Source organism: Labilibaculum manganireducens (assembly GCF_002843385.1).
GTDB lineage: Bacteria > Bacteroidota > Bacteroidia > Bacteroidales > Marinifilaceae > Labilibaculum > Labilibaculum manganireducens.
Genome location: NZ_MVDE01000019.1, coordinates 22,554 through 48,548, shown reverse-complemented (window position 1 = coordinate 48,548; position 25,995 = coordinate 22,554). Strand labels below are relative to the sequence as shown.

The window sequence follows — 25,995 nt, the reverse complement described above, 5'->3', positions numbered from 1 at the left end:
TCCAGGTGTTTAGGTTTAGATAGTTTGTTTATTCCTGAGGAATTTTGATAGTTTCCTTACTATTGATTTTATTATTCTCAATAATGGATTCGATTCTACCATCTTTTAGATTAATAATCCGGTCTGTCATATGGGCGATATCATTTTCGTGTGTTACGATAATAACTGTGATACCGGATTGATTAATTTCTTTTAAAAGATTCATAACTTCAACGGAGGTTGCAGAATCTAATGCACCAGTTGGTTCGTCTGCTAAAATAATTTTTGGTTGCGTGATTATTGACCGGGCTATTGCAACTCTTTGCTTCTGACCACCTGAAAGCTCATTTGGCATGTGCTCAGCCCAATCTTTTAGTCCCATTTTATCCAGATACTCCAAAGCTGTTTTATTCCTCTTTTTTCTGGCAACCTTTTGATAATACAATGGAAGTGCCACATTTTCCATCGCATTTTTAAAAGAGATCAGGTTAAAGGACTGGAATACAAAACCGAGTAGATTGTTTCGAAGCTTTGCAGCTTTTGTTTCACTCATGGCTTTTATTTCTTCCTGATTAAGAGTGTAAGCTCCTTCATCATGATTGTCTAAAAGGCCAAGTATATTAAGAAGTGTAGATTTACCTGATCCTGACGACCCCATTATGGAAACTAATTCGCCTTCTTTTATATGCAAATCGATCCCCTTTAAAACGTGAAGTTTATTAGTACCGGTAATATACGATTTGTGAATGTTTTGTAATCGAATCATAATAGCTATTGGTATTAAAAATAAATCTGTATACAATATTAATGTTATTACATTTTATTGCAAACAAAATTAGACAAACATGTTTACCTATCGACAAACCAGCAATTATAACTGATAATGTCTTGTTTTAATCGATAAAATAACCAAAGAAAATATTCACCCCAAATTATTGTTAGTTTATCAATTGGCGTGCCATAGGGTTAATTATTCTGATATTTAGCTTTTTACATGCAAAATGGTTTGCAGAATTTTGTGTTTTGTGTCCACTTATATTACATTGAGTGTACGATAATGTACGGTAATTTTGGTATTATGTGAGTAATTTAGTGTGCGTTGTCTTAATAAATGTGAATAAATACCAAGGGATAAGAGCAAAGCCAAATATTAGTGTAATTTTAGGTTCTATAAATTGAAAAAATGAAGTGGAATAGCTTACTATCAGCAAAAAGGTTTGGTCAGGAAGACCAATTTTCTTCTGTTCAGCAGAAAGATATCAGATCTCAGTTTCAGCGCGATTATGATCGATTAATATTTTCATCTCCTTTTCGTCGCTTACAGAATAAAACACAGGTATTTCCGTTGCCCGGAAGTATTTTTGTACACAACCGCTTAACTCACAGCCTTGAGGTTTCCAGCGTAGGACGATCACTGGGAAATGCACTTGCCGACAATCTTATTCAGCTTGGTTTGGTTGATGATTCTCAATTAATTAAAGAAATTGGGAGTATTGTTGCCGGAGCTTGTTTGGCTCACGATTTGGGCAATCCACCATTTGGGCATTCGGGTGAGAAGGCATTATCTCATTTTTTCTCGGATGGAAAAGGGAAAGAACTGCAAGGCAGATTCACGAAGGAGGAATGGTGTGATTTGACCAACTTTGAAGGAAATGCAAATGCTCTTCGATTGTTGACTCATGCATTTCACGGAAGAAGAAACGGCGGGTTTGCTTTAACTTATTCGAGTATTGCATCTATTGTTAAATATCCCTGGGAAAGTAATAAGATTGAGGTAGTAAAGAAAAAAAAATATGGTTTTTTTCAAGCTGAAAAGGCAGATTACCTTGTGATTGCCCAAGAGCTGGGGATTCCTGAATTGTCATCAGGAATATTTGCCCGTTTCCCATTGGTTTACTTGGTTGAGGCTGCTGATGATATTTGCTATCAAATTATGGATATTGAAGATGCTCATAAGCTAAAGATACTAAGCACCGAAGAAACCAAGGATTTGTTGTTGAGTTTTTACCATCCGGACAAGGACAAAACTATTCTGAACCGAATTGATGAAACTTGTAAGGAGGTTACCGATATTAATGAGCAAATTGCATACATACGGGCAGGAGTTATTGGGAAATTAATTTCGGAATGTGTAGGTGTGTTTGTTGATCATTATGAGTTAATAATGGAAGGTAAATTTCAATCAAGCTTAATTAAAGAGATCAATGAAATTTTGCTGTTTGCCTATAAAAAATGCACTCAGGTTGCTGTTTCACGAATCTATCGTCATCGTTCGGTTGTGGAAATAGAACTTGCCGGTTACAAAATTTTAGGAACTTTGCTTGATGAGTTTGTTACTGCCGTTTTGGAACCAGAAAATTTTTATTCCAGAAACCTGCTGTCATTAATTCCTGAGCAGTATAATGTAAACGGCGAATCTGATTACGAGAAAATTATGTCTGTTCTTGATTTTATTTCTGGAATGACAGATGTTTTTGCTTTGGATTTGTACAGAACTATAAAAGGAATAGAACTGCCCGGAATTAATTAATGAATTTATCTGCAAAATTGAGATTCTAAATTCGATTTAAATGTATCAAATGAGAAAAATAGTTGTTTTACTAGTGTTGCTTAATCTTGCAGCACCTGCTGTATACGCACAAAACGATTGGGTAAGATCCGGATCGGAAAAATCAAAGATTAGCTTTGAATTACCCGAAAATCCGATTATTCAGGATAAGGAGCTGAATGGAATAAAAATAGAGGTTTTTAGTTATAAAGATGCGGCAACGGTTTTTGGTGTTGTAGCCTCCGATTTTTCAGAGGTAGGTTTGGATTTTACGTATTCCGATCCCTCGGAATATTATCAGGAAATGAAAGAGGGGAGTTTGGTAACCGGAAATGCGATTTTAATTTCGGAAAACTCTGTAGCGTATCAGAAAATGCTGGGGAAAGAAATTGTTTATACACAATTGGTTGGTGAACATGAGTATACCTATTACAAACGATTTTTCTTTCGTGGGAAGTTTATTTATCAGATTGCAATTGGAGGTCCTTCAAGAATGAAGCAATTTTTAGTTGATAAAAAGAATCTCTTTTTTGATACCGTAGAGTTTAAAGATTAGTAAAACGAATCAGATTGTAATTTCACATTACGCAAGTGTGAACTGAAAATACGCTTTTAAAAACCTATATTACGTAATTATTAAATCGTACCAGAATGCCTTGAATTTATCCTTTAATCCTCTTAAATTTAGAATATCAGAAAAACAAAAAAATTAGGGGCATGAAGATTTTAAGAATGATTAAAGAGTTGTTTTCTTTCTCGAGAGATGAGGATTTTGTTGTGGTTGATTTAACAACAAAAATGATTCAGTCGATGAATACTAAAGACTGGGGCAGATTGCAGAATAAGAAGAATTATATGGTGATAAAGTAATCTTTGAATTATTGCCAGCTCTTTCTTTTATAAAACACAGCAAGAGTGTTTTATAAGGTGTTTCTGTGTGCATTTATAAACCTTTTTAGTTCCCTTAAAATATATTACTGAACTAATAAGTAAAACGAAATTGATTTCTACAAGCTTTATTAATTCTTTTAGGTTTTTAATAGTCTGATTACGAGGCAAATTGAGGAAAACTACAATCCCCTCATCCATTCCGGTCTCAACTGTGCGTTGGCCGGGTCGTCCAAAACACCATTAATGCGATTGAGCATTTCCTGCTTGTCGCGGGGGAAGTTTCCGCGCAGAATCAAATAATTGGAAGCATGATCGCTTCGAAAAATAGACTGGCTTAATTCCAGATTCCCGATAAAGACTTTCATTTCGGCAATTAACTCTATGGTGTTGAGGGGAATAAATTCACCATCGAATTTTTTCATGAAGTGTTCTTCTCCGTAAGGGTAGCTAAGAACAAGGGTAGATAGAAATTTGGGCTGAATTTTGTTCACGACTTTGGCTGAGTTAAGGGCATGTTGCCGAGAATACTTTTTACCACCCAAACCATTTAGTATCATCACCGAAAGTTTAATGCCAGCTTTTCGGGCCCGCTGCAGGGCGTGACTCGTGCTTTCAAAATTTTCACCTTTATCAATTGCCTTCAAAAGCTCATCATCTCCTGATTCTATACCAACATAAAGTAGTTTTAGTCCTTTTTCAGCAAGAATTTGAAGTTCTTTATCTGTTTTTGCTTCTATGTCTTTTGGTATTGCATAGGCCGAAACACGAGTTAGTCGGGGAAAAGTTGCATTTAGCTGATCCAATATCCGCGAAAGTTTATCGAAAGAAAGTACCATAGCGTTTCCATCTGCCAAAAATACCTTACGGTAATGATTTGAATAGGGAGACATGCTCTGGATATCAGCAAAAATATCTTCCTCTTTGCGAGCCTGAAATTGTTTACAGGTATACATTTCGCAAAAAGCACATTTGTTCCATGCACAACCTAATGTTGCCTGGATAATTAGGGAGTGAGCCTCGCTTGGCGGTCTAAATAACGGTTCGTGATAATTGATCATGGGGCAAAAGTAGAAAAAGAAGTATCAAGTATCAAGTATCAAGTTCCAAGTGTCGAGGAAGAAGTAACAAGGTTTAAGGATAAAGTAAAAGGGGCCAAGTAGAAATATCAAGCAAGACTTAAAATTTTTGAATGAAATTCTCCCTTTTTACCGGAGATGATAGACTGAGGAGTGTTTTAATTATTAATTTTTAACTCTTAATTCATCATTTAAAATTCTATCTTGCATTTAAATCGCAGCAAAATGGAAGGGAGATCGGTAAGCATAAAAGTGTCAGGTAGGGTACAGAATGTTGGATTTCGGTATCATGCCAAAGAGGCTGCAAAGCGTTTTGGTGTTAAGGGGTTCGTCAGAAATCAGCCGGATGGTACGGTTTATGCTGAAATTATTGGAACAAATTTGGGAGTTGAACTATTTTGTGAGTGGTGCAGAAAGGGACCTGATTGGGCTAAAGTGAAGGATGTTTTTATTTGTAATTTGCCGGATCAGGATTTTACTGATTTCGTCATAAAATAAAAAAAGCTTCTGATAAAATCAGAAGCTTGTGTTGACCCGTAAGGACTCGAACCTTAAATGCCTGGACCAAAACCAGGTGTGTTACCATTACACCACGGGTCAATTCCCGTTCAGTCATATCTGACTAAGACGGTGCAAATATAGTAGAAATATTTGTTAGGCAAAACCAAAAAATGCAAAAATATTGCAGACTTTTATTCGTTGTTGTTGTTATATATTTGTAATTATTCTGATTGTCAATTTGAAAGGGTAGAAAATATGGAGCAAAAAAAAATAGAATCATTAACAGGAAAGTGGCTTTACGAGGAAGATTACGGTTATGGAAGCGCTAAAGGAGAGCTTTTATTGACTCAAAACGGGAGAAAATTGAGTGGTAAAATCATTTTTTCTGAAAATGTAGAGGATGAGGAGACGTTCATGATCCAGGAAAAATTGGAAGGAGAGATAAATCTTAATCGAATTCAGCTAAAAGCTATAGAGTATGATGTTATTCACTCCGATTTTGATATTTGCTACGAATTGGATTCCTGGGATGGCATGTTGATTAATGAGACAACAATTGAGGGAGATAGTTTAGATGATCAGGGAATTTCGGGTAGCTTTAAGTTTGAGAGGATTGTTGAAAAATAAACATAAAGGATAAAATAAAAAAAAGCTTCGAAATATTTCGAAGCTTTTTTATTGTTGACCCGTAAGGACTCGAACCTTAAATGCCTGGACCAAAACCAGGTGTGTTACCATTACACCACGGGTCAATCATAATTGTCCTTTTTGCAAAGAACTCTGCAAATGTAATACTTTTTTTATTTGCTCAAACAAAAAGTGTAAAATTTTCAGATAGAATTCGGGGGAACTATTAAAATTGACTATTTTCGTTCAAAATATTATCCTGCATATCGAATATAATAAACAAAAATACACACAAGATGAAATCTAATTACAATGTGGTTAATAATGTGTTAGGCTGGATGGCTTTTGTCATTGCTGCACTTACCTACTTGTTTACTATTGAGCCTACAGCCAGTTTGTGGGATTGTGGAGAATTTATTACTACCGCCTACGGATTAGAGGTTGGACATCCGCCGGGAGCACCTTTGTTCATGATTATGGCGAGGTTTTTCTCTCTTTTCGCACCCAATCCATCTCAAGTAGCCCTGTTAGTGAATTCTATGTCGGCTTTAGCTTCGGCTTTCACAATCCTATTTTTGTTTTGGACAATTACACATCTTGCCAAAAAACTGGTGATAACTAATGGTGAAATCTCAAAAGGAAATTTAATTGCCGTAATGGGAACCGGAATGGTGGGAGCGCTAGCTTATACTTTTTCTGATACATTCTGGTTTTCGGCTGTTGAAGGGGAAGTATATGCTTTGTCATCACTGTTTACGGCAGTTGTTTTTTGGGCAATTCTGAAATGGGAAAATGTTGCGGATGAGAAGTATGCAAACCGATGGATTATTTTAATTGCGTATTTAATGGGATTGTCGATCGGTGTTCACCTGCTGAATCTTTTGGCTATTCCTGCAATTATATTTGTTTACTATTTTAAAAAATATACACCTACCCGAAATGGAATAATAGGAGCATTTTTACTTTCGGTTCTTATTTTGGGAGTGGTTATGTATGGGGTTATTCCTGGCGTAATTACTATTGCATCATGGTTCGAGTTGTTATTTGTAAATCAATTTGGTTTGCCTTACAACACTGGTGTAATTTTTTATGCAGCAGCACTTATTGCTCTTGTAGTTTGGTTGATCAACTTCTCCATTAAACGTGGAATGGTGGTTTTGAATACAATTGTAACAGCTTTTGTGGTGATCATGATTGGCTATTCTTCTTTTGCCATGATCGTGATCCGCTCATCGGCTAATCCCCCAATGGATGAAAATAATCCGGATAACGTATTTGCTTTGCTTTCCTATTTGAATCGGGAGCAATACGGCGACAGACCTCTTGTGTACGGAGAGTATTACAATGCTCCTGCAGTTGACCTGATTGAAACCAGTCCTGTTTACATTCAAAAAAAGGATAAAAACAATAAAGATAAGTATGTTATTGCATCGCACAAACAGGAATATAAATTCGATTCGCGTTTCAATACCTTATTTCCAAGAATGTATAGTTCCCGGGCAAATCATGTTCATGAATATGAATACTGGGGAGATGTAAAAAAGAACAATCCAATTCAGGTTGGCGATGAGACTCTTTACAAACCAAGTTTTGGATCAAATCTTAGGTTTTTCTTGACCTATCAGGTGAATCACATGTATTGGCGGTATTTTTTGTGGAATTTTGTAGGCCGTCAGAACGATATTCAGGGGCATGGCGATATCCTGAATGGAAACTGGATTTCGGGGATTCCTTTTATCGATGAAATGAAAATTGGAAATCAGGATAAGTTATATCCTGAAATGGCAAATAAAAAATCAAGAAATACTTACTTCTTTTTACCTTTTATACTTGGTTTAATAGGTTTGTTCTATCATTATAAATCGAGCAAAAAAGGCAAACAGGATTTCTTTGTGGTGATGTTGCTTTTTATTTTTACAGGTTTGGCAATTGTTGTTTACCTGAATCAATCACCTTATCAACCACGTGAACGTGATTATGCATATGCCGGTTCATTCTACGCGTTTGCCATTTGGATAGGTTTTGGAGTAATGGGTTTGTATCAATGGTTGAGTAAAAAAGGACCATCTGTTGTTACCGCAGGAGCAGTTACTGCTGTTTGTTTAATTGCCGTTCCCGGATTATTGGCTCAGCAGAATTTCGATGATCACGATCGTTCGGGAAGACATGCTACTTTGGCCTATGCAAAAGATTATTTAAATTCTTGTGCACCTGATGCTATTTTATTTACCTATGGCGATAACGATACCTTTCCGCTTTGGTATGCGCAGGAAGTGGAAGGGATTCGAAGAGATATCCGGATTGTAAATTTGAGTTTACTTGCCGGCGATTGGTACATCAATCAGATGAGACGAAAAGCCTACGATTCCGATCTGATTCCTATGTCGCTTACCGCGGATAAAGTGGAACCAGGTATTCGCGATCAGGTTCCTGTTGTTGAGCGATTGAAAGGACAAGAGCTTTTGAGTGAAATGATAAAATTCGTAGGAAGCGATAATGATGCTGCAAAAGTAGAAACCCAATCGGGTAAAAAACTTAATTATTTCCCTGGAAGAAACGTTTATATTCCTGTTGATTCGGCTAAGGTGCTTGCAAATGGTACTGTTCAGCCCGAAGATGCTCATTTAATTGTAGACAAGTTAGAGTGGAAGATCAAAAGAAGTTATTTGTATAAAAATGACATTATGGTTTATGATATCATTGCAAATAACAATTGGGAACGCCCTGTTTATTTTTCTGTAGGAATGGGGACTGAAAGCTTTCTTGGCTTAGAGAAATATTTTCAGTTGGAAGGTGCTGCTTATCGTTTGGTTCCAATTGAAACAAAACCGGAACGAAATGGTATTGGCCATGTGAATACAGAATTATTGTATGATAATTACATGAATAAATTCACTTTTGGCGGGATAAAAGATCCGGATGTATATGTTGATCAATTTCATATATTAACTGTGAATATCATGTCATTCAGAGCAAATTACAGCCGATTGGCCAGTGCTTTAAATGATGAGGGAAAGAAAGAAAAAGCCATTGATATTTTGGATAGATGTATGGAAGAACTGCCAACCAATAAAATACCGGTTGATAATACACTGATTGGATTTATTCAGGAGTATTACAGAGCAAATGCAGTAGATAAAGCAAATGCTTTATTGATGGAGGTGGCACAACAATCATACGACAAAATGAATTACTTCTTAAGTTTGGATCCTCAATATTCAAATACTTTTAGATCAGAACAGGAGCGTGAAGTGCGGGTTGTGCAGATGCTTTTAGGTTTAGCTGATATGGGTGAGCAAACTAAGTTGAGGGAAGATTTGCAATTAAAATTCGAACTGCTATTTAAATCTGCTTCAGGGGAGTAAAAGATTTATAATATACTTTAAATGGCTGTCTTCATGTAGAGACAGCCATTTCTTTTATGTCTTTTTTTTGATTTCCTAAATCAAAGTAATTCATCTTTCTACAAACTAATGCAAAGAGTTCATCTGCAAAAAAGAATAATGATGGTTATATTGGTCTTGAAATATGGAAAGTCTGTTAAGGTTTTTTCACATAATACAAATCAATTCTTTTTGCCAAAAGTGGTAACTTCGCTGTCTGTACCATAAAATCTAACCTTTATTTTGATAATATATGAGTAAGTACCAAAAAACAAATATTATTGTCGGATGGATATCATTTGCAATAGCTGCAGTTGTCTATTTTTTAACTCTTGAACCTACAGTTAGTTTTTGGGATTGCGGAGAATTTATAACTTCTGCTTATAAATTAGAAATTGGACACGCTCCGGGAGCTCCGTTTTTTCTGCTGTTGGCTCGTTTTTTCTCTATGTTTGCTTCGGGTACCGAAAATGTGGCTCTCATGATAAATTCCATGTCTGGTTTGGCAAGTGCTTTTACCATTCTGTTTTTATTCTGGACAATCACCCATTTGGCTAAAAAGTTGGTTGTTGCAGGAGATAAAATATCAGAATCTCAGATATGGACAATTATTGGCAGCGGATTTATTGGAGCCATGGCTTATGCTTTTACCGATACATTTTGGTTTTCAGCTGTCGAAGGAGAAGTTTATGCTACATCTTCGCTGTTTACGGCAGTTGTTTTCTGGTGCGTTTTAAAATGGGAAAACGAAGAAGGCAAGGCTTATGCAAACAGATGGTTGATTTTGATTGCTTACCTAATGGGTTTGTCTATTGGTGTTCATCTTCTGAATTTATTGGCAATTCCGGCCATTGTAATGGTTTACTATTTTAAGAAGTACGAACCAAGCAGAAATGGAGTTTTAAAAGCTTTGGGTGTTGCTTTGCTTCTTTTGGGTGGAGCAATGTATGTAATCATTCCAGGTGTTGTAAAACTTGCTTTTGTTTTCGATTTGTTCTTTGTAAATGTAATTGGTTTGCCTTTTAATTCAGGCGCATATGTATTTATTATTCTGCTGATTTCAGGTCTTGTATTCGGTATTCGATATACAATTTCTCATGGTAAAGTGGTCTTGAATACATTACTTACTGCACTAACCGTTGTTCTAATTGGATATTCGTCCTATTCGCTTATCATGATTCGTTCGGCGGCAAATCCTGGTTTGGATCAGAATAATCCTGAGGATCTGTTTTCTTTACTTTATTATTTAAACAGAGAGCAGTATGGCGATAATCCTTTGTTGTACGGCGAATATTTTAATGCTCCGTATGATGAAAAGGAGAGTTATGTAGATGGCAAAGATGTTTACATTAAAAAGGACGGGAAATATGTAGTTTCTTACACGCCAAAGAAACCAAACTATAGCAGTTCTCACAAAACAGTGTTTCCCAGAATGTATACAAAGGGAATGACAGGTAGGAACCCCGAAGAATATGCCAAGTGGACAGGACTCAAGGCTGATCAGAAAACAAAACCGAGCTTTGTGCAGAATCTGGACTTCTTTATTAGTTATCAGGTTAATTACATGTACATCCGCTACTTTATGTGGAATTTTTCCGGTCGGCAATCCGACCGGCAATCCTATAGTGGTGTTGTTGATGGAAACTGGATTTCCGGAATACCATTCGTAGATAATTATCGTTTGGGTGATCAGAGTCTGAGGCCTGAGCACATGACTAAAAATAAGGGAAACAATACATACTACTTTTTACCGCTTTTGCTAGGCTTGGCAGGATTACTTTATCAGTACCGAAAAAGTAATCAGGGGAAAAAGGATTTTTATGTGGTTTTTCTGCTGTTTTTACTGACGGGTTTGGCTATTGTGGTCTATCTGAATCAGCCTCCATTGCAGCCTCGGGAAAGGGATTATGCCTATGTGGGATCATTTTATGCCTTTGCTGTTTGGATCGGTTTGGGATTTCTTGCAGTACTGCAGGTTTCTAAAAAATTGCTTCGAAAAGATAAGGTCGCTATTCCTGTAGCATTCACGCTTTGCTTTTTGGCAGTTCCCGCTTTGTTGGTGCAACAAAATTGGGACGATCATGATCGGTCGGATCGATATGTGGCAAGGGATTTGGCTTACGATTATCTGAATTCCTGCGAGCCAAACGCAATCTTATTTACCATGGGCGATAATGATACTTTCCCCTTGTGGTATTTGCAGGAGGTAGAGGGTATTCGAACCGATGTTCGCGTTTGTAATTTAAGTTATCTGTCAACCGATTGGTACATCGATCAGATGAAGCAAAAAAACTACGATTCAGATCCGTTACCAATATCTCTTACTCAGGATAAATACCTGATGGGGAAACGAGATGTGGTTTATGTTCTTGATGATCCGCGTTTGAAGGCTTACGTTGAGAAAAACGGAGGATTGGATCTGAAAGACGCGATAGAATATGTTGCGAGTGAAAAGGAAAGTACCAAAAAAATATACGGATACGATGAGCGGATTGATCATTTCCCGGCAAATAAATTTCGCCTTGTAATTGATAAGGAGCAAGTCGTAAAGACCAATACTCTTTCCGAAAAAGATTCTGCAAAAATTGTGAATCAAATGGAATGGGAAGTGAAAACAAACTATATAGATAAAGGTGGTTTAATTCTTTATGATATGCTGGTGCAAAACAATTGGAAACGACCTGTTTATTTTTCCATAACAGTGCCGTCAAGCGGATATTATGGCTTAGAAGACTATTTTCGTTTGGAAGGTTTTGCTTATCGACTGGTACCGATCAAATTTGAAAATGAGGAAATGCAGATTGGGGGTGTAAATACGGATGTAATGTATACCAATCTGATGAATAAGTTCAAATGGGGAAATATGAACCATCCGGATGTTTATATCGATGAAACAACTTCCCGTTTGTGCACCAACATGAGAAATAATTTTCTGAGGCTGTCAGAAAGTTTACTGGATGAGGGAAAAAGAGATTCTGCTGTTCAGGTACTTGATAAATGTGTTGAGCTGGTGCCTAATGAGAAGGTACCCTTTGATTATTTAGCCATTCTTATGGCTCAGTCCTACTATCGTGCAGCGGAGGATGAAAAAGGCAATCAGATGATTCAAACCATATCGGATCGATTGGTACAGGAATTAGATTATTATATGACTCTAACTCCGGTTTCAACTTCGGAATTTCCTCGGTTAAGGAGTAGGGATCTGGCTTTATTGCAGGAATTGTACCGCATTACAAATCAGTACAATCAAAAGGAATTGAATCGGAAAATTGAATTGGAATTTAAAAGATTATTAGAAAGCTATAAAAAGGGATGATGAAGTTGAGATGGATGAGAGCGCCGGGGATATTTAAAATCTTATTTCCGGACTTTATTTGGCGATATAATTCGGGAGCAAAAAAGGTTTATCTGACATTTGATGACGGACCTATTCCGGAATCTACTTTGTGGACATTGAATATGCTGAAGGAGAAGAGTGTAAAAGCTACTTTTTTTTGCGTAGGTGAGAATGTGCATAAATATCCTGAGCTGTTTCAGAAAATTCTGTCTTCAGGTCACGCTGTTGGAAATCACACTTACAATCACTTAAAAGGTTGGTCTGTTGATACACAACTATATCTTGAGAATGTAATAATGGCTTCCGATTTAATTAATTCAAAATTATTTCGGCCACCTTACGGCCAAATAAAACGATCTCAGGCAAAACATTTACTACCAGAGTATAAGATTGTTATGTGGGATGTTTTGAGTGGGGATTACCGGAAGGATATAACTCCCGAAGAGTGTTTGAAAGATGTTCTTAAAACGGTTCGTCCGGGATCCATAATATTGTTCCACAATCATCAGAAATCGGAGGTGAATATGCGTTTTACAGTACCCCGGCTGATCGATGAATTAAAGCTTCAGGGTTACGAGTTTGATGTTTGCCAATAAGAAATCAAAAAAACATTTCTTTTCCATCAGGTAAACTGCAATTGAATACGTAAATTTGCTCTCGATCAAACTATTAATACCATTTTATAACCAAAACCATTTGATAATTCCCGTTTGCAGACAGCAAATAGGGAGTGGTTGCTAATTAATACTATTAGATGAAAGTACTTCTTTTGGGTTCCGGAGGCCGTGAACATGCATTTGCATGGAAATTTGTTCAAAGTGAAAAATTGGAAAAATTGTATGTTGCTCCGGGAAATGCCGGAACTGCTGCAATTGCAGAAAACATAGATATTAATCCTAACGATTTTGCAAAAATAAAAGATTTTGTTCTTGAAAAAGGAATTAACATGGTTGTTGTTGGTCCGGAAGATCCGTTGGTAAATGGAATTCACGATTTCTTTCTTGCCGATGAGGCTATCAAGAGCATTCCAGTCATTGGTCCTGAAAAATTAGGTGCTCAATTAGAAGGAAGCAAAGATTTTTCAAAGGAATTTATGTTCCGGCATAATATTCCTACCGCAAAATATAAAAGTATCACCTCTGAAAATTTAGAAGAAGGATTAACTTTTCTGGAAAGCTTAAAAGCTCCATACGTTTTAAAAGCAGACGGTCTTGCTGCAGGAAAAGGTGTTTTAATTATTTCTGACTTAGAGGAGGCAAAACAATCTCTAAAAGAGATGATCGGTGGAATGTTTGGTGACGCAAGCAGTACTGTTGTTATTGAAGAGTTTTTGGCAGGTATTGAGTTGTCAGTTTTTGTATTAACCGATGGCAAAAATTATAAAACACTTGCCGAGGCAAAAGATTATAAGCGAATTGGAGTAGGAGATACCGGTTTAAATACAGGTGGTATGGGTGCAATTTCTCCGGTTCCTTTTGCAACTGCGGATTTCATGCAAAAAGTAGAAGATCGCGTGATTGTTCCAACAATTGAAGGTCTTCAGAAAGATAATATTCCTTACAAAGGTTTTATTTTCATTGGATTGATGAACATTGGAGGCGATCCTTATGTTATTGAATACAATGTTCGAATGGGCGATCCGGAAACGGAGGTAATCATTCCAAGAATCAAATCAGATTTACTGGAATTGATGGAAGCCGTTTCGAAGCAGGAATTGGATAAAGCTCCTTTTGAGATGGATGACAGAACGGTAACTACTGTAATGTTAGTTGCGGGAGGTTACCCGGAAGCGTATGAAAAAGGCAAAACCATTACTAAATTAGATGAGGTAGAAGGAAGTATTGTATTTCATGCGGGAACAACTTTTTCGGGTAATGATGTTGTAACTAACGGGGGGCGTGTTATTTCGGTAAGCTCATACGGTGATACGATGCAGTCGGCCTTGGATAAATCCTTTAGAAATGCTGAACTGATTAATTTTGAAGGGAAATATTACAGAAAAGATATTGGTTTCGATTTAAAGTAATTGATTTATAAAAACTACTGCTCTTTTTTTTTATTTGAAAATTGAGTGGTAGTTGTTATTTTGCACTTCTGGTTCGCTAAAAGCTTAAATTCATGCTCTTAAAGACAATTAAAGGACGCCATTCCATTTTACTGATACTAATGCCGGTTGTTATCGTATTGCTTTGGATGGGTACGTTACTGCATTCGGAATCCTTAACGGCTGGACAAAACCAAATGCCATTGTATGAATTGTTGTTATTTCTTACGGGAGGTAATAATTTCGTTCTAAGTTTAATTGCCTGCCTGATTTTAATATTGATCGCTTACGGAATGGTGCGTTTAAATGAGCAGTATATTTTTATTCGGCAACGAACAGATTTACCTGCATTCGTATTTGCTCTTATTGCCACGGGAACTGTCTCATTAGGAGGCATGCATCCTTCACTATTTGCCGCATTTTTATTATTTCTGTCTGTAGATCGGGTATTTAAAATTTATCAGGGAACAGCAACCCTTTCGAACTCTTTTGATGCCGGATTTTTAGTAGGTTTGGCAAGTTTGTTCTATTTGTATGCAGGAGTATATATCTTTTGGTTTTGGATGGCTCTTGCAGTTTTAGGATATTTGCGCGGTAAAGAAATTCTGGCAGGATTAACAGGCTTTATAGTCCCTGTTTTTTTAGTTGTTGTTTGGTACATCTGGAACGATAATTTGGCTGAACTCTTAAATACAATTAGGAATCTCTTTTCATCTAAAAATAGTTTAGGGGTTGTATCAGTTTTCCAATATTCATACTGGGGAATACTTGGCTTTTTGGTTATTCTCTCTTCTTTGTACATGCTGAATGTTTATGAGGAGAAAAAAATTAGTTCGCGTAAATATTTTATTATTTTGTTGAGTTTCTTTCTTGTTTCGGCTTTTAGCTTTGTATTTTTTAAAGGGGCTGGTGTTGAACAGTACTTTATCAGTATTATTCCGGTAACCTACATTGCAAGCCATTATTTTGTATTTCAAAAACACTCTTGGATTGGAGAGTTTTTGTTTTATATTCTTGTGATCTCAAGTATTCTCATCCACTTTATTGGATAAAAAAAAGTGCCATCTCCTAAGAAATGGCACTCCATATAATTAAGTTCGATTTTATTTTTCTACAATATTAGTCATGTCGAAGGCTGTTGCTATATTAGCATCTTCCTTGTTATCATTAACTGTGAAAATAATGTCGTTAAAATCTTTGTCTCCACCAGGTAGTTGAATATCTTCGAAACACAATACAATATCTTTACAGTTTTTCTCTTTGAACAATACATGTTGTTGTGTTGCGTCTTTGTTCCATTCAATGTTGGTATAATGACGATAAACACCATCAACGGTAGCACCGTTTTTCCAACCTTGGGCGATTAGACAAAATCCAATTACTGTGTTTTGTGCAAAAGGAGCATCACCTAACTGAACACGATCACCAGTTTTTAATCCTCCTCCTTCACCTTCTTTTGAAACATTAGGGAAAAGCATATGAAGCTCTATTTCGTCAGCACTTGCAGGTGGATTTTCACTATTATAGGTGTAGTATGCCAATGAATTTTTCCATCCAGCGCCTTCATCAACGAAAGTTAAATAAACAGGAGATTCTTCGGTTAATTTTAGAATCAAGTTGTTTTCATCTGAGAATAATTCAGAATTCGCTGCGCGGTTATCCTTATTTTCAAGGAACATTGCTTTAATATTTTCAACAAGTGTTTCGCAAGGTTTTGTTTGAATGATATCATCCGGAACCCCTTCGTCCATTTCGATGGTAATAATTTTAAGTCCGCCGGTTCCGGCAGCAACAAAAATGTAGTTTCCTCTCGATTCAACAAAATTTACCGATGAACCAAAATCCATACTTCCCAACAGAGTAACATTATTATCATTTTCAGGAATCATTGCACCAACGTATACACCAGCACCACCGTTACCAATCAGCAATAGTTCTTCATTTAAGCATACCGAATTGGTTACGTAATCCTCCTCAAGACCACCTTCAGGAGTTTCAGGGCGATTGAAACGTTCTTTTAGACTTCCGTCCAAATTACGAATATCTAATCCTGATACGTTTAATGCAGCAAGAATATAGTTGTCGGTAACATCAATTTCAGTTTTTGACTCGTCTGTTATTGGTCCTTGAACCTCAATTGCCTCTAATTCTGTAAAATCAGCTTTTTTGAAAGACTGTATTTTTTCATTGGTTGCATTCAACACATAAATATTTTCAGCATTACTACTTAACGATCTGGCATCATTAATATCAATTCCAGTTACTAAAGAGTAGTCGCTGCGTTTAAGAATGCTTAATTTTCCATCAGATCCACTAGTGGCATAAATGTAATTTTCATCAATTTCAACATCTGTAGCAACATAAGAAGGAAGATCAACCAGTCCTGAAACAGACATGATTTTTTTAGAATTACTTAACTCCAAACTAATTAAAACAGCAGGAGATGCAAGAACATAACCAGCACTTTCCGGATCTACTGCACCTGCCAGATAAATTACTCCGTCATAATAGTCAACGGCACTAACGTCAACATCAGGAAATAACGCCTGAGCTTGTAATACTGGATTGTCTTGATCTGAAATGTCAAATAATTCAACACCACCACTATATTTACTTCCCTTTGTATTGTAGGAAACAAATGCCATGTTGTCGATAATTTTGACGTGAGTAGCCTGAACTGCTTCACCTTTTACTTTAGGTGCTTCAACTTCAGCTTTTAGTTTAAAAGCATAATTTTTAGTCAAATCAATTTCAATTTCCGTTGTTCCTTCTTTTGTAGTTCCAGCTGGAAGATTGTTGATAATAACTAAATCATTCATTGTTTTAACCCTACTGGAAAGATCCGCAGGGTTATTGTTGATAGAAATGCCTTCTTGAATTGTTTTCTTTTGATCGGTTTGCTGATTGTCATCATTATTGTCCGAGCAAGAAGAAACAATTATGAAAAGCCCAATCATTACTAGTAGATATTTTCTCATAAGTATTTTTTATTTTTACTGAATTGCAAATTTAGTTTACTGTTGCAAGTTACGTTGTTTGTTTTAAATGATAAGTTTAATTATTGTTAAGCGACCTAAAGATTTGATGAACTGCTTCTTTTCATTGGTGAATAATTATAAAAACTTGTTCAGGATGATGTTCTATCAATTGATAATCACGATTCTATCTATGTTCGATCAGTAGATGAATACTGTCTGAATCCCTTTGAAATGTTGGGTAATTCTTGTTTTTCGCGTTAATTAATACGGGTTATACGATAATTTGCGGTTTATTGTTATCTGTTTGATTTGATATTCTCCGAAGTTATTTCGAATGCAAAAACATGTTGAAATCTGTGTGGTATTTATTTTTTAAAATGTTTTTTGATCCATTTAGGAAGAATAAAGACTCCAATTAGGAGATAGGGATAGTATGAAATTAGCCGCCAAATTAATGCCATGGCTGCCGCAACTCCTACCGATGGAAGAAATTCACCTAGATATTTTGTGAATACCCATTCCGAAAATCCACTTCCGCCAGGAGTCGGACTGACAAGCATCATGATCCACATGACTAATTGCCTTGCAAATATCATGATATGCTCTGTAAAGCTGTATCCTTGAAACATGAATGCAAGAAGAATCACATTTACGACCCAATATCTGGCTGTCCAGGAAAAAAAAGTTGCCATGAATGCTTTAAACCAAAACCAGAACGGTTTTCTTCGCAGTTCTTTGGAACTTTCAATTATGTCGGTGCCAGCCTGATTTGCTCCTTGTTTCCATTTTCTAAGAACCGGAAGTTTGAATATCCAAAGCAGCAACCACTTTAATCCTCTTGGGTTCCAAAATAATCCATAAGTTAAAACAATAAAATAACCCGTTTTTACAAGGTAACCAACTAAAGCAAAATATAAAAGAGAATCCAGCCAAACAGAATGTTCCTGAATATCCATCATGAATAATTGGTTGATATCCAGAAACAAGATAAGGATTGGGAACATGAGAATAAAATACAGTTCGTCGAGAAAAGAAGTGGACATTACTACTGCCGAACTTTTTCCGACTTTTAAGCCTTCTTTATTAAGATATAGAATTGCAACGGATGTTCCTCCTATTGCAGAAGGAGTTATTGCCGATGTAAATTCCCACAGCATAATAATACGAAAAGCTTTGATCCATGAAAATGTATTGTCGGTAAGGATCCGCAAACGAGCCATGTAACCTAAATCGCGGACAATCATCATGATTAATGCAACACAAAGCCAAAAAAACGAATACCACGAAAATTCAATTAAGGAAAGAGTTTCGCCGTCAACCTCATTCATCAACATGTAAACAACAACAGCAACGCCAATCAGAATTGGATATACAATTCTTCCAGGGCGAACCCCGTTCAGTAATTTTTTTTGACTGTCAGGTTGGTTTTTGTTCATTTTTAGCACTTAAAGATGTTAAACTTACGGATTTAAAGAGTTTTTTTGATCAAATTTTAATTAAGATTTTGTTAAAATACTCTAAAATTGAAATGAAGAAATTTTAAATTAGGATCATTTATATTCCATTTTATGAATGAAATTTAAATAGTTTTTCCTTAAAATAATCAAAACTCTTTTCACTGATTAGTTTCCTGAGGAACCAAATTAGTTTTGCATGTGTTGGTACAATATATCTTACTTTTGGATTGTTTGAGAGGCTTGCTTTCACAATTACTTCTGCAGCTTTTTCTGCTTTTACTTGAATTTTTCTCGATTTTATAAGAAGATTTTCAAGTTGGATAGTCATTGTGCCATAAACTGAATTCTTTGAATTTTCTTTCGCCTTAGATAAGGCGATATTTGCCCAATCTGATTCAATAACACCGGGATTAATTAGGATTACTTTTATTCCAAATGATTTTACTTCTTGGCGCAGGCAATCAGAAATTCCTTCCAATGCATATTTTGAAGCATGATACCATCCGCCCATTGGGAGTGTCATTCTGCCAAGAATGGAGCTAATGTTAATAATTTTCCCTTCACAATTTGCTCTCATTATGGGCAGAACCATCTGAGTTAATTGTACCAAACCGAAAAGATTAACCTCGAATTGTTGGCGGGCATCCTCCGGCGAAACATCTTCAATTGCACCATAAAGACCAAATCCTGCATTATTCACTAAAATATCAATGCGTTTGGATTCTTTATAGATGCGATTTACAACTTGCCTGCAATTTTCAGAGTTAGTGACGTCCATCTGTAAAATTCGTGCCCCTTTTTCCTCCAAATCTATCATAGCAATGGTTGAAGGAGCTGTTGCATATACGGTGTATCCTTTTTTAAGAAAAAGTAAGGCGGAAGCTTTACCTATTCCCGAAGAAGCTCCAGTGATTAAAACAATTTTTTCTTTCATGAAAATGAATCGTATGCCTGTTAATGTTTATAATGCATCATTATAAATATCAGAAGATACATAGAATCTGAGTTTATTTCAATGGGATAGGTGCGATACCTCCTAAGATCTTAACTTTATTTCTTTTATCAGCTTACTATACACATTTATAGTGGTAGTTTTTTGCTATTTTTAGTACACAAACTTTTACAACCGAATCTATGCCCACAACTACTTCTGATAAAAAATTTGGGACAGCACCTGTCTTTTTTACTGCAATTTCTACCATTTTAGGTGCAATTTTATTTCTCCGCTTTGGTTTTGCGGTTGGGAGTTTGGGTTTTTGGGGAGTAGTTTTAATTATTCTTTTAGGGCATTTGGTTACGATACCAACGGCTATGGCTATTTCTGAACTGGCGACAAATAAGCGTGTTGAAGGTGGTGGAGAGTATTTTATTATTTCACGTTCGTTTGGTTTAAATATTGGTGCGACTATTGGTATTGCCTTGTTTTTTTCTCAGGCAATAAGTGTTGCATTTTACGTAATTGCTTTTACTGAGGCCTTCGAACCATTATTTAATTTGGCTTTCAGTACCTATGGGTATGAGTTTCCGCGTCAGATAGTTAGTGTTCCTGCAATGCTCTTTTTATCGATATTGATTCTGAAAAAAGGAGCCAATCTGGGGGTAAAGGCTTTGTATTTTGTAGTTGCTGTTTTAATGGTTTCACTTGTACTGTTTTTCCTCGGTTCAACCGATCATGCATCCGTTTCAGACTTTGGTTTAATGAATGCAGAATTTAGAAATGCAGATCAGTTTTTTATTGTATTTGCAATTATATTTCCTGCCTTTACAGGAATGACTGCTGGTGTTGGTCTGTCGGGAGATCTTAAAAATCCATCTAAATCAATTCCTTTAGGTACCAGCACTGCAACGTTATTGGGAATGATTGTTTACTTTTTTGTAGTTTACAAGCTGGCATTTTCGGTTAGTAGTGCCGATTTGATGGAAAATCAGCTGATAATGGCAAAAATTGCTATTGGAGGAAGTCTGGTGATTCCTTTAGGACTTGCGGCTTCAACAATTTCATCAGCGCTGGGTTCAGTAATGGTTGCTCCACGAACTCTTCAGGCACTATCGGCCGATCGTTCTTTTCCCTCCAAAAAGGTAAACAGATGGTTGGCAAAAGGCCGGAAATCTGATAATGAACCCATAAATGCGTCATTAATTACATGCATTATTGCAATGGTGTTTGTTGTTTTAGGTGATGTGAATGCGGTAGCACAAATTATTTCTATGTTTTTTATGGTAACCTATGGATCTTTGTGTCTGATATCTTTTTTAAATCATTTTGGGTCATCGCCAAGTTATCGTCCTTCCTTTAAATCAAAGTGGGTATTATCTCTTATTGGCTTTATAACCTCGGTTTGGGTGATGTTTAAGATTAGCTTTCTATATGCTTTTGCCGCCGTAGTGGTCATGTCGATAATTTATTTGTTCATTAACCGATATCATAAAAACAGGAATGGAATAGAGTCAATCTTTCTAAATGCTCTTTATCAGCTAAACAGAAACATGCAGGTATTTTTGCAGAAAACAGGAAAAGGAAAAGCCCGGGAATGGAGACCAAGTGCTATTTGTATTTCGAAAGAATCTTTTGAGAGAGATACCGCTTTTAAACTTTTGAACTGGATATCCTACAAATATGGGTTTGGAACGTATTTACATAGAATTGAGGGATATTATTCAAAAGCTACTTATCAGCAATCAAAAGAAGAATTGGATCGGTTAATTAAAAGTTTTGATAAAATAGAGAATCACGTTTACGTTGATACCATCATCTCACCATCCTATACTTCGGCTATTGCACAAGCAATTCAGTTGCCTGGTGTTGCAGGAATGGAAAATAATATGGTGATATTCGAGTATGATAAGGGAAACCCTGATCGTTTGAATTTGATCATTGATAATTATTCGCTGGCGCGTGCAGGTAATTTTGATTTCTGTATTTTGGGAAGTTCTTCGCGGACATTAAATTTCAAGAGCAATATCCATGTCTGGATTAAATCTTCGGATACTTATAATGCGAATTTAATGATTCTGCTCAGTTTCATTATTGCAGGTCATTCTGATTGGAAAAAGGCGGATATTAAGATATTCAACATCTGTAAAAAGGAACAGGCCGATGAAACCAGAAAGCAATTGGATGATTTGGTAGTTTCGGGCCGACTACCGATTACAACCTCTAATATTGAAATCATCCATGAGCAGGAAAATGTATCATCGAAAGAAGTTATTAATCAGCGGTCGGCCGACGCAGGCATAACAATAATTGGATTTAGAGGTGAATCGCTTAAGCACGAGAAGGCGGAACTTTTTAAGGGATACGACAAACTTGGGAATATTCTTTTTATCAATGCAAATAGTCGCAAGCTTATCGAGTAGCAAGAAAACAAACAATGATATTGGAAAATATTCTTGATTAGAGGAATTAAAAACTAATTTGTTTGGGGCTAAACAATTTTTTTATCCACTATTTCTCCCTGAGCATCCAGTAGTAAAGAGTAGCGGATAAGGTTTTGGTCACGAACAATAATTTCAAAATTTTGCAAGTCCGCATAATTAATTTTAATTGCATTCATAACCTCACCGTGTGATTTAGTTGCCTGATAAATAGCATCAGGAATCGACTCCAGCTGAAGATTGATTTTCAGACATACATACGTTCCGTTTGCACGATAAACGGCAATATGTTCCAATTCGTTTTTGTAGAAAATAGCCTCGTAAAATTGATCTGTTTTATGCCATTCGGTATTTAATGGTGAATCGAATTGATTATTGAAGGTGTCAATTATGGTCTGCGGGGTCACTGATTCCTGCGAATCATTAAATATTTTGCGAAATAAATTTTTGAAATCCATTTTTTTACTGTTAGTTCAATCGTCCCATTTTGACGGGAACTGCCAAAATAGTAACGCAATTTTCTATTCTTTAGGATATGTTTTTTTATAAAGATAGATAACTCTTGTTCTTGCTCGTTTAAGTCTCATTTTCACCGCATCTTCGGTTATTCTCAGAGTTTGGCCAATTAGTTTTCCAGAAAGATTGTCCTGATATTTCATTAACAGCAAGGCTTTTTCTTCCGGGTGAATCATCTCCAAAATTGCCAACAGATTTTCGTAATTGAAATCTTCCAGATCTGTTTCAGATTCGTCTATTATATCAGGTATTTCATTCCGTTTGTTCCAGTTTGGATAATGTAGTTTTTTCTTTAGCCTCAGGTAGTCAATAGAGTAATTATAGGTAATGGAGTACAGCCACGATGAAAAGGACGAATTTCCTTTAAAGCCAGACAGTTTTTCGTAGGCTTTAGACAAAATATCGTTGGCGAAATCTTCAGCCTGTTGTTTGTCTTTAATGAAACTGTAACATTTGTCCATTACTTTATTGAAGTAGCGATGATACAGAAGTTCAAAAAGGCTTGTTTTGTTCTCATGAATGATCATACGAATAAGTTCTTCGTCGCTGGTCTTGCTGTAGTTTTCTCTCTGCATATCAGAGTGTTGATGGTTTGATTCGGTTGTGGTGTTTTTTTTTAATATTTTTTTATTCTTCAGCGTTACTTCGTTAAAATCTTTCGTCTAAATGGAAATTTCAATCGTGATTTAAATTACTCAAACGAAAATAGTCATTGAAATTGAAATAAAAACAAGAAAAATAAATTTTACTAATTTAAAGATGAAAAAAAAGTTGTTGTTCGTATTGGCAGTAGGTACTACTGTATTATTTAGCAGCTGTGGAAAAGTACCACAAGTAGAAATAGATGGTGCAAATGCTGCAATCGAAGTTGCTAAATCTGTAGGAGCTAATGTTTACGTTGCAGAAGATTTTGCAGCACTTCAGGATTCAATGAGATCGGTAAACGAGAATGTTGAAGTTCAAAATGCCAAATTTTTTAAAAATTTCGACCAGGTGAAAGCTCAATTAGTTGTTGTAAATGCAATGGCTGTAGAAGTTAAAGATAATGCTGAAGCTCGAAAAGAAGAGGTGAAATTAGAGATTGAAAGCCTTCAGGCAGAAGTTGATTCAATTGTAATGCAAAACAAGGAATTAACAACTCAAGCACCAAAAGGAAAAGAAGGTGTTGCTGCATTGGAAGCAATCAAAGGTGATATCAGCTTAATCGAAGCTTCTTTAATCGACGTTGCAGGTCTTGTGTCTCAAGATCAACTTATTGCTGCCTTGGATAAGGTTAAAGCTGCAAAAGAAAAAGCATTGGAAATTAATACCGAATTAAACGAGGTGATTGCAAAATATGCCAAAAATAAAAGAAAATAGTATCAAGTATAATTTATAATCAAATACTATTTCCCTGAAGAGTCTTCTTCAGGGATTTTTTATAAACGCTTAGAGTATGGGGAAAGGGAAGAACAAGCCTTTTATTAGGATTGTTATTGCGGTAGTTGGCTTATTGTTTGTTTTAGGCATAGTGCTTATTTGGTTGAAGCCGAAGTCTCCTCAAACTGAATTGAAACTTGCCCGGGAGGCAATTAATTCAGCTCAGAAAGCAGGGGCCGAGGAGTACGCAAAACCTTTGTATGAAGAGGCAAAGCAGTTATACGATTCAGCCATGAGCTCATGGACTGCTCAGAACGAGCGATTTTTCCCAAGAAGAGACTATAGGGAGGTGTTGAGCTTCGTTAATTTAACGATAGCAAAAGCAATTCATGCAGAACAGAATTCTCTGCAGCAGATTAAAAATACAAATGTTATTGCTAAGCGCGGTATTGAGGATCTGGAGGGAAAAATATTGCTTTACAATCGTATTTATAAGCAGATCCCTTTATCTAAGACTGTAAGTAAAGCACATAATTTAGGTGTGATGAAGCTTAGCGAGGCAAAAATTGCCTACGATAGTGAACGGTATAATGAAGCATTTGTAAGTTATAAAGAAGCTGACGGTTTGCTAAATTCTTCAAATGATAAGGCAGAACAGATTTTGAAAGAATGGTTCTCAGATTATCCACATTGGGAAAAAATGGGAGCCGATGCAATACGCTTATCAAAGAGCGGACATAAAATTATTTTGGTGGATAAGATGGCTCATCAGTTGTTTGTTTATCAGAATGGAAAAATCCTTAGAAGCTTTAAGGCAGAGCTGGGTGTGAATTGGATGGGAGATAAACGACAAAAGGGTGATAAAGCTACTCCGGAAGGAATGTACCGGGTCATTCAAAAAAAAGAAGGATCGCGCACAAAATTCTATAAGGCACTTTTAATTAATTATCCAAACGAGGAAGACAAACAACGCTTTGATTCTGAAAAGAAAAAGGGTGCTCTGCCTTTTCGGACTCACATCGGGAATTTAATTGAAATTCATGGTCTTGGGGGAAAAGGAATTGATTGGACAGATGGTTGTATTGCCTTAAACAACAAAGATATGGACGTTCTGTTTTGCCTTATAGATACTGGAATATCAGTAATTATTGTTGGGTCGTTAGAGCCTTTAAGCGAGATTTGCGGAAAAAATTAAGGAAGAATCATGATAAATGATGAAAGCAATTTACAAGGAGAATTGAAGACTACATATTCTGGCAAAAAAAGTAAGCTGATCAAGTTTATTTTTTGGCTCTTAATGCCGGTTATTTTTTGGTTTATTATTCTGTTTATTTTAGTTGGAGTACCTTATTTGGAAAACAGACCTTTCATATTTGAGAAGACTATAAGTGCAATTCAGGAGAATGAGAATAACAGTAAGTTCGGGAAAGAATTGGAGGCAGGAATCGCGCAAGTACAAAAAAAGATGGATCGATTAACTCCCGGAGGTGCTTATTTAATTGTAAATACCTCTGATAATACATTTTCTCTTTATAGAAATAAAGCTCTTATTCGGGAAGGTTTGTGTTCTACAGGCAGTTACATTAAACTCGAGGCAGAAGATAATAAGAACTGGATATTTCAAACTCCCAAAGGTGTGTTTTCCATTCAAGGGAAAATCACGTCACCCGTTTGGCGAAAACCCGATTGGGCTTTTGTTGAGGAAGGCTTACCAATTCCTGGCTCCAATTCATCATCCCGTTTTGAGTATGGTGTGTTGGGAGACTATGCACTTAGTCTGGGTAAGGGATATTTGATTCATGGTACACTTTATAAAAGGTTTTTAGGACAGCCTGTTACTCATGGATGTATTCGAATGAACGATGACGATTTAAAGACTGTTTATCAATCTTTGCCAATTGGGGCAAAGGTTTTTATCTACTAA

General features: G+C 36.2%; 21 protein-coding genes and 2 tRNA genes. 14 read left to right on the top strand and 9 right to left on the bottom strand.

Annotated features, from left to right (window positions below; all coding sequences use genetic code 11):
• Positions 1–28: 28 nt before the first annotated feature.
• Positions 29–745 carry an ABC transporter ATP-binding protein gene (locus tag BZG01_RS12920; protein WP_101310260.1) on the bottom strand — a complete coding sequence of 239 codons (717 nt, stop codon included), beginning with the start codon at positions 743–745 and terminating at the stop codon, positions 29–31.
• Positions 746–1,162: 417 nt separating this feature from the next.
• On the opposite strand from BZG01_RS12920, the gene BZG01_RS12915 reads away from it, so the two are divergent.
• The 3 genes from BZG01_RS12915 to BZG01_RS21565 all read left to right on the top strand — a co-directional run bounded on the left by BZG01_RS12915 (position 1,163) and on the right by BZG01_RS21565 (position 3,397).
• Positions 1,163–2,509, top strand: a complete 1,347-nt coding sequence (locus BZG01_RS12915) for a deoxyguanosinetriphosphate triphosphohydrolase (protein WP_101310259.1) — start codon at positions 1,163–1,165, stop codon at positions 2,507–2,509.
• Between the two features lie 49 nt (positions 2,510–2,558).
• Positions 2,559–3,083, top strand: coding sequence for a hypothetical protein (locus BZG01_RS12910; protein WP_143470910.1), 525 nt, complete (start codon positions 2,559–2,561; stop codon positions 3,081–3,083).
• A 161-nt stretch (positions 3,084–3,244) separates the two neighbouring features.
• Positions 3,245–3,397, top strand: coding sequence for a hypothetical protein (locus BZG01_RS21565; RefSeq protein WP_156195472.1), 153 nt, complete (start codon positions 3,245–3,247; stop codon positions 3,395–3,397).
• A 200-nt stretch (positions 3,398–3,597) separates the two neighbouring features.
• Here BZG01_RS21565 and BZG01_RS12905 read toward each other — a convergent pair whose 3' ends face one another.
• Positions 3,598–4,476, bottom strand: a complete 879-nt coding sequence (locus BZG01_RS12905; RefSeq protein WP_101310257.1) for a radical SAM protein — start codon at positions 4,474–4,476, stop codon at positions 3,598–3,600.
• Between the two features lie 243 nt (positions 4,477–4,719).
• Here BZG01_RS12905 and BZG01_RS12900 point away from each other — a divergent pair, with 243 nt between their 5' ends.
• Positions 4,720–4,992, top strand: coding sequence for an acylphosphatase (locus tag BZG01_RS12900; RefSeq protein WP_101310256.1), 273 nt, complete (start codon positions 4,720–4,722; stop codon positions 4,990–4,992).
• A gap of 31 nt (positions 4,993–5,023) precedes the next feature.
• On the opposite strand, the gene BZG01_RS12895 is transcribed toward BZG01_RS12900, so the two are convergent.
• A tRNA-Gln gene (locus BZG01_RS12895) sits at positions 5,024–5,094 on the bottom strand.
• Positions 5,095–5,250: 156 nt separating this feature from the next.
• Between BZG01_RS12895 and BZG01_RS12890 the strand changes: the two genes are divergently transcribed.
• Positions 5,251–5,622 (top strand): hypothetical protein, encoded by a 372-nt coding sequence (locus BZG01_RS12890; RefSeq protein WP_101310255.1) that lies wholly within the window; start codon positions 5,251–5,253, stop codon positions 5,620–5,622.
• A gap of 54 nt (positions 5,623–5,676) precedes the next feature.
• Here BZG01_RS12890 and BZG01_RS12885 read toward each other — a convergent pair.
• A tRNA-Gln gene (locus BZG01_RS12885) sits at positions 5,677–5,747 on the bottom strand.
• Between the two features lie 171 nt (positions 5,748–5,918).
• Between BZG01_RS12885 and BZG01_RS12880 the strand changes: the two genes are divergently transcribed.
• The 5 genes from BZG01_RS12880 to BZG01_RS12860 all read left to right on the top strand — a co-directional run bounded on the left by BZG01_RS12880 (position 5,919) and on the right by BZG01_RS12860 (position 15,438).
• Positions 5,919–8,987, top strand: a complete 3,069-nt coding sequence (locus BZG01_RS12880) for a glycosyltransferase family 117 protein (protein WP_101310254.1) — start codon at positions 5,919–5,921, stop codon at positions 8,985–8,987.
• Between the two features lie 271 nt (positions 8,988–9,258).
• Complete coding sequence (locus tag BZG01_RS12875; protein WP_101310253.1) at positions 9,259–12,321, top strand: glycosyltransferase family 117 protein; 3,063 nt, start codon at positions 9,259–9,261, stop codon at positions 12,319–12,321.
• The gene (locus BZG01_RS12870; RefSeq protein WP_218973105.1) at positions 12,321–12,938 is read left to right on the top strand and encodes a polysaccharide deacetylase family protein; all 618 of its coding nucleotides are present in this window, start codon (positions 12,321–12,323) and stop codon (positions 12,936–12,938) included. The genes BZG01_RS12875 and BZG01_RS12870 overlap by 1 nt, the downstream gene beginning before the upstream one ends.
• 158 nt (positions 12,939–13,096) lie before the next feature.
• Entirely contained in the window at positions 13,097–14,368 is a 1,272-nt protein-coding gene (purD, locus tag BZG01_RS12865; protein WP_101310251.1) for a phosphoribosylamine--glycine ligase, read from the top strand.
• 92 nt (positions 14,369–14,460) lie between these two features.
• Entirely contained in the window at positions 14,461–15,438 is a 978-nt protein-coding gene (locus BZG01_RS12860) for a DUF6427 family protein (RefSeq protein WP_101310250.1), read from the top strand.
• Positions 15,439–15,489: 51 nt separating this feature from the next.
• Here BZG01_RS12860 and BZG01_RS12855 read toward each other — a convergent pair whose 3' ends face one another.
• The 3 genes from BZG01_RS12855 to BZG01_RS12845 all read right to left on the bottom strand — a co-directional run bounded on the left by BZG01_RS12855 (position 15,490) and on the right by BZG01_RS12845 (position 19,755).
• The gene (locus BZG01_RS12855) at positions 15,490–17,364 is read right to left on the bottom strand and encodes a DUF4114 domain-containing protein (RefSeq protein ID WP_101310249.1); all 1,875 of its coding nucleotides are present in this window, start codon (positions 17,362–17,364) and stop codon (positions 15,490–15,492) included.
• Between the two features lie 365 nt (positions 17,365–17,729).
• Entirely contained in the window at positions 17,730–18,800 is a 1,071-nt protein-coding gene (locus tag BZG01_RS12850) for a lysylphosphatidylglycerol synthase transmembrane domain-containing protein (RefSeq protein WP_101310248.1), read from the bottom strand.
• A gap of 130 nt (positions 18,801–18,930) precedes the next feature.
• Positions 18,931–19,755 (bottom strand): oxidoreductase, encoded by an 825-nt coding sequence (locus BZG01_RS12845; RefSeq protein ID WP_101310247.1) that lies wholly within the window; start codon positions 19,753–19,755, stop codon positions 18,931–18,933.
• A 200-nt stretch (positions 19,756–19,955) separates the two neighbouring features.
• On the opposite strand from BZG01_RS12845, the gene BZG01_RS12840 reads away from it, so the two are divergent.
• Positions 19,956–22,178 (top strand): APC family permease, encoded by a 2,223-nt coding sequence (locus BZG01_RS12840; protein WP_101310246.1) that lies wholly within the window; start codon positions 19,956–19,958, stop codon positions 22,176–22,178.
• A 68-nt stretch (positions 22,179–22,246) separates the two neighbouring features.
• On the opposite strand, the gene BZG01_RS12835 is transcribed toward BZG01_RS12840, so the two are convergent.
• Both BZG01_RS12835 and BZG01_RS12830 read right to left on the bottom strand, forming a co-directional pair.
• On the bottom strand, positions 22,247–22,654 hold the full coding sequence (locus BZG01_RS12835) for a hypothetical protein (protein WP_101310245.1): 408 nt from the start codon (positions 22,652–22,654) through the stop codon (positions 22,247–22,249).
• Positions 22,655–22,717: 63 nt separating this feature from the next.
• Positions 22,718–23,287, bottom strand: a complete 570-nt coding sequence (locus BZG01_RS12830; protein WP_101310244.1) for an RNA polymerase sigma factor — start codon at positions 23,285–23,287, stop codon at positions 22,718–22,720.
• Positions 23,288–23,471: 184 nt separating this feature from the next.
• Here BZG01_RS12830 and BZG01_RS12825 point away from each other — a divergent pair, with 184 nt between their 5' ends.
• From BZG01_RS12825 to BZG01_RS12815, 3 genes are all read left to right on the top strand, one after another.
• Positions 23,472–24,071, top strand: a complete 600-nt coding sequence (locus BZG01_RS12825; RefSeq protein WP_101310243.1) for a hypothetical protein — start codon at positions 23,472–23,474, stop codon at positions 24,069–24,071.
• Positions 24,072–24,147: 76 nt separating this feature from the next.
• Positions 24,148–25,266, top strand: a complete 1,119-nt coding sequence (locus BZG01_RS12820; protein WP_101310242.1) for a L,D-transpeptidase family protein — start codon at positions 24,148–24,150, stop codon at positions 25,264–25,266.
• Positions 25,267–25,275: 9 nt separating this feature from the next.
• On the top strand, positions 25,276–25,995 hold the full coding sequence (locus BZG01_RS12815; protein WP_101310241.1) for a L,D-transpeptidase: 720 nt from the start codon (positions 25,276–25,278) through the stop codon (positions 25,993–25,995).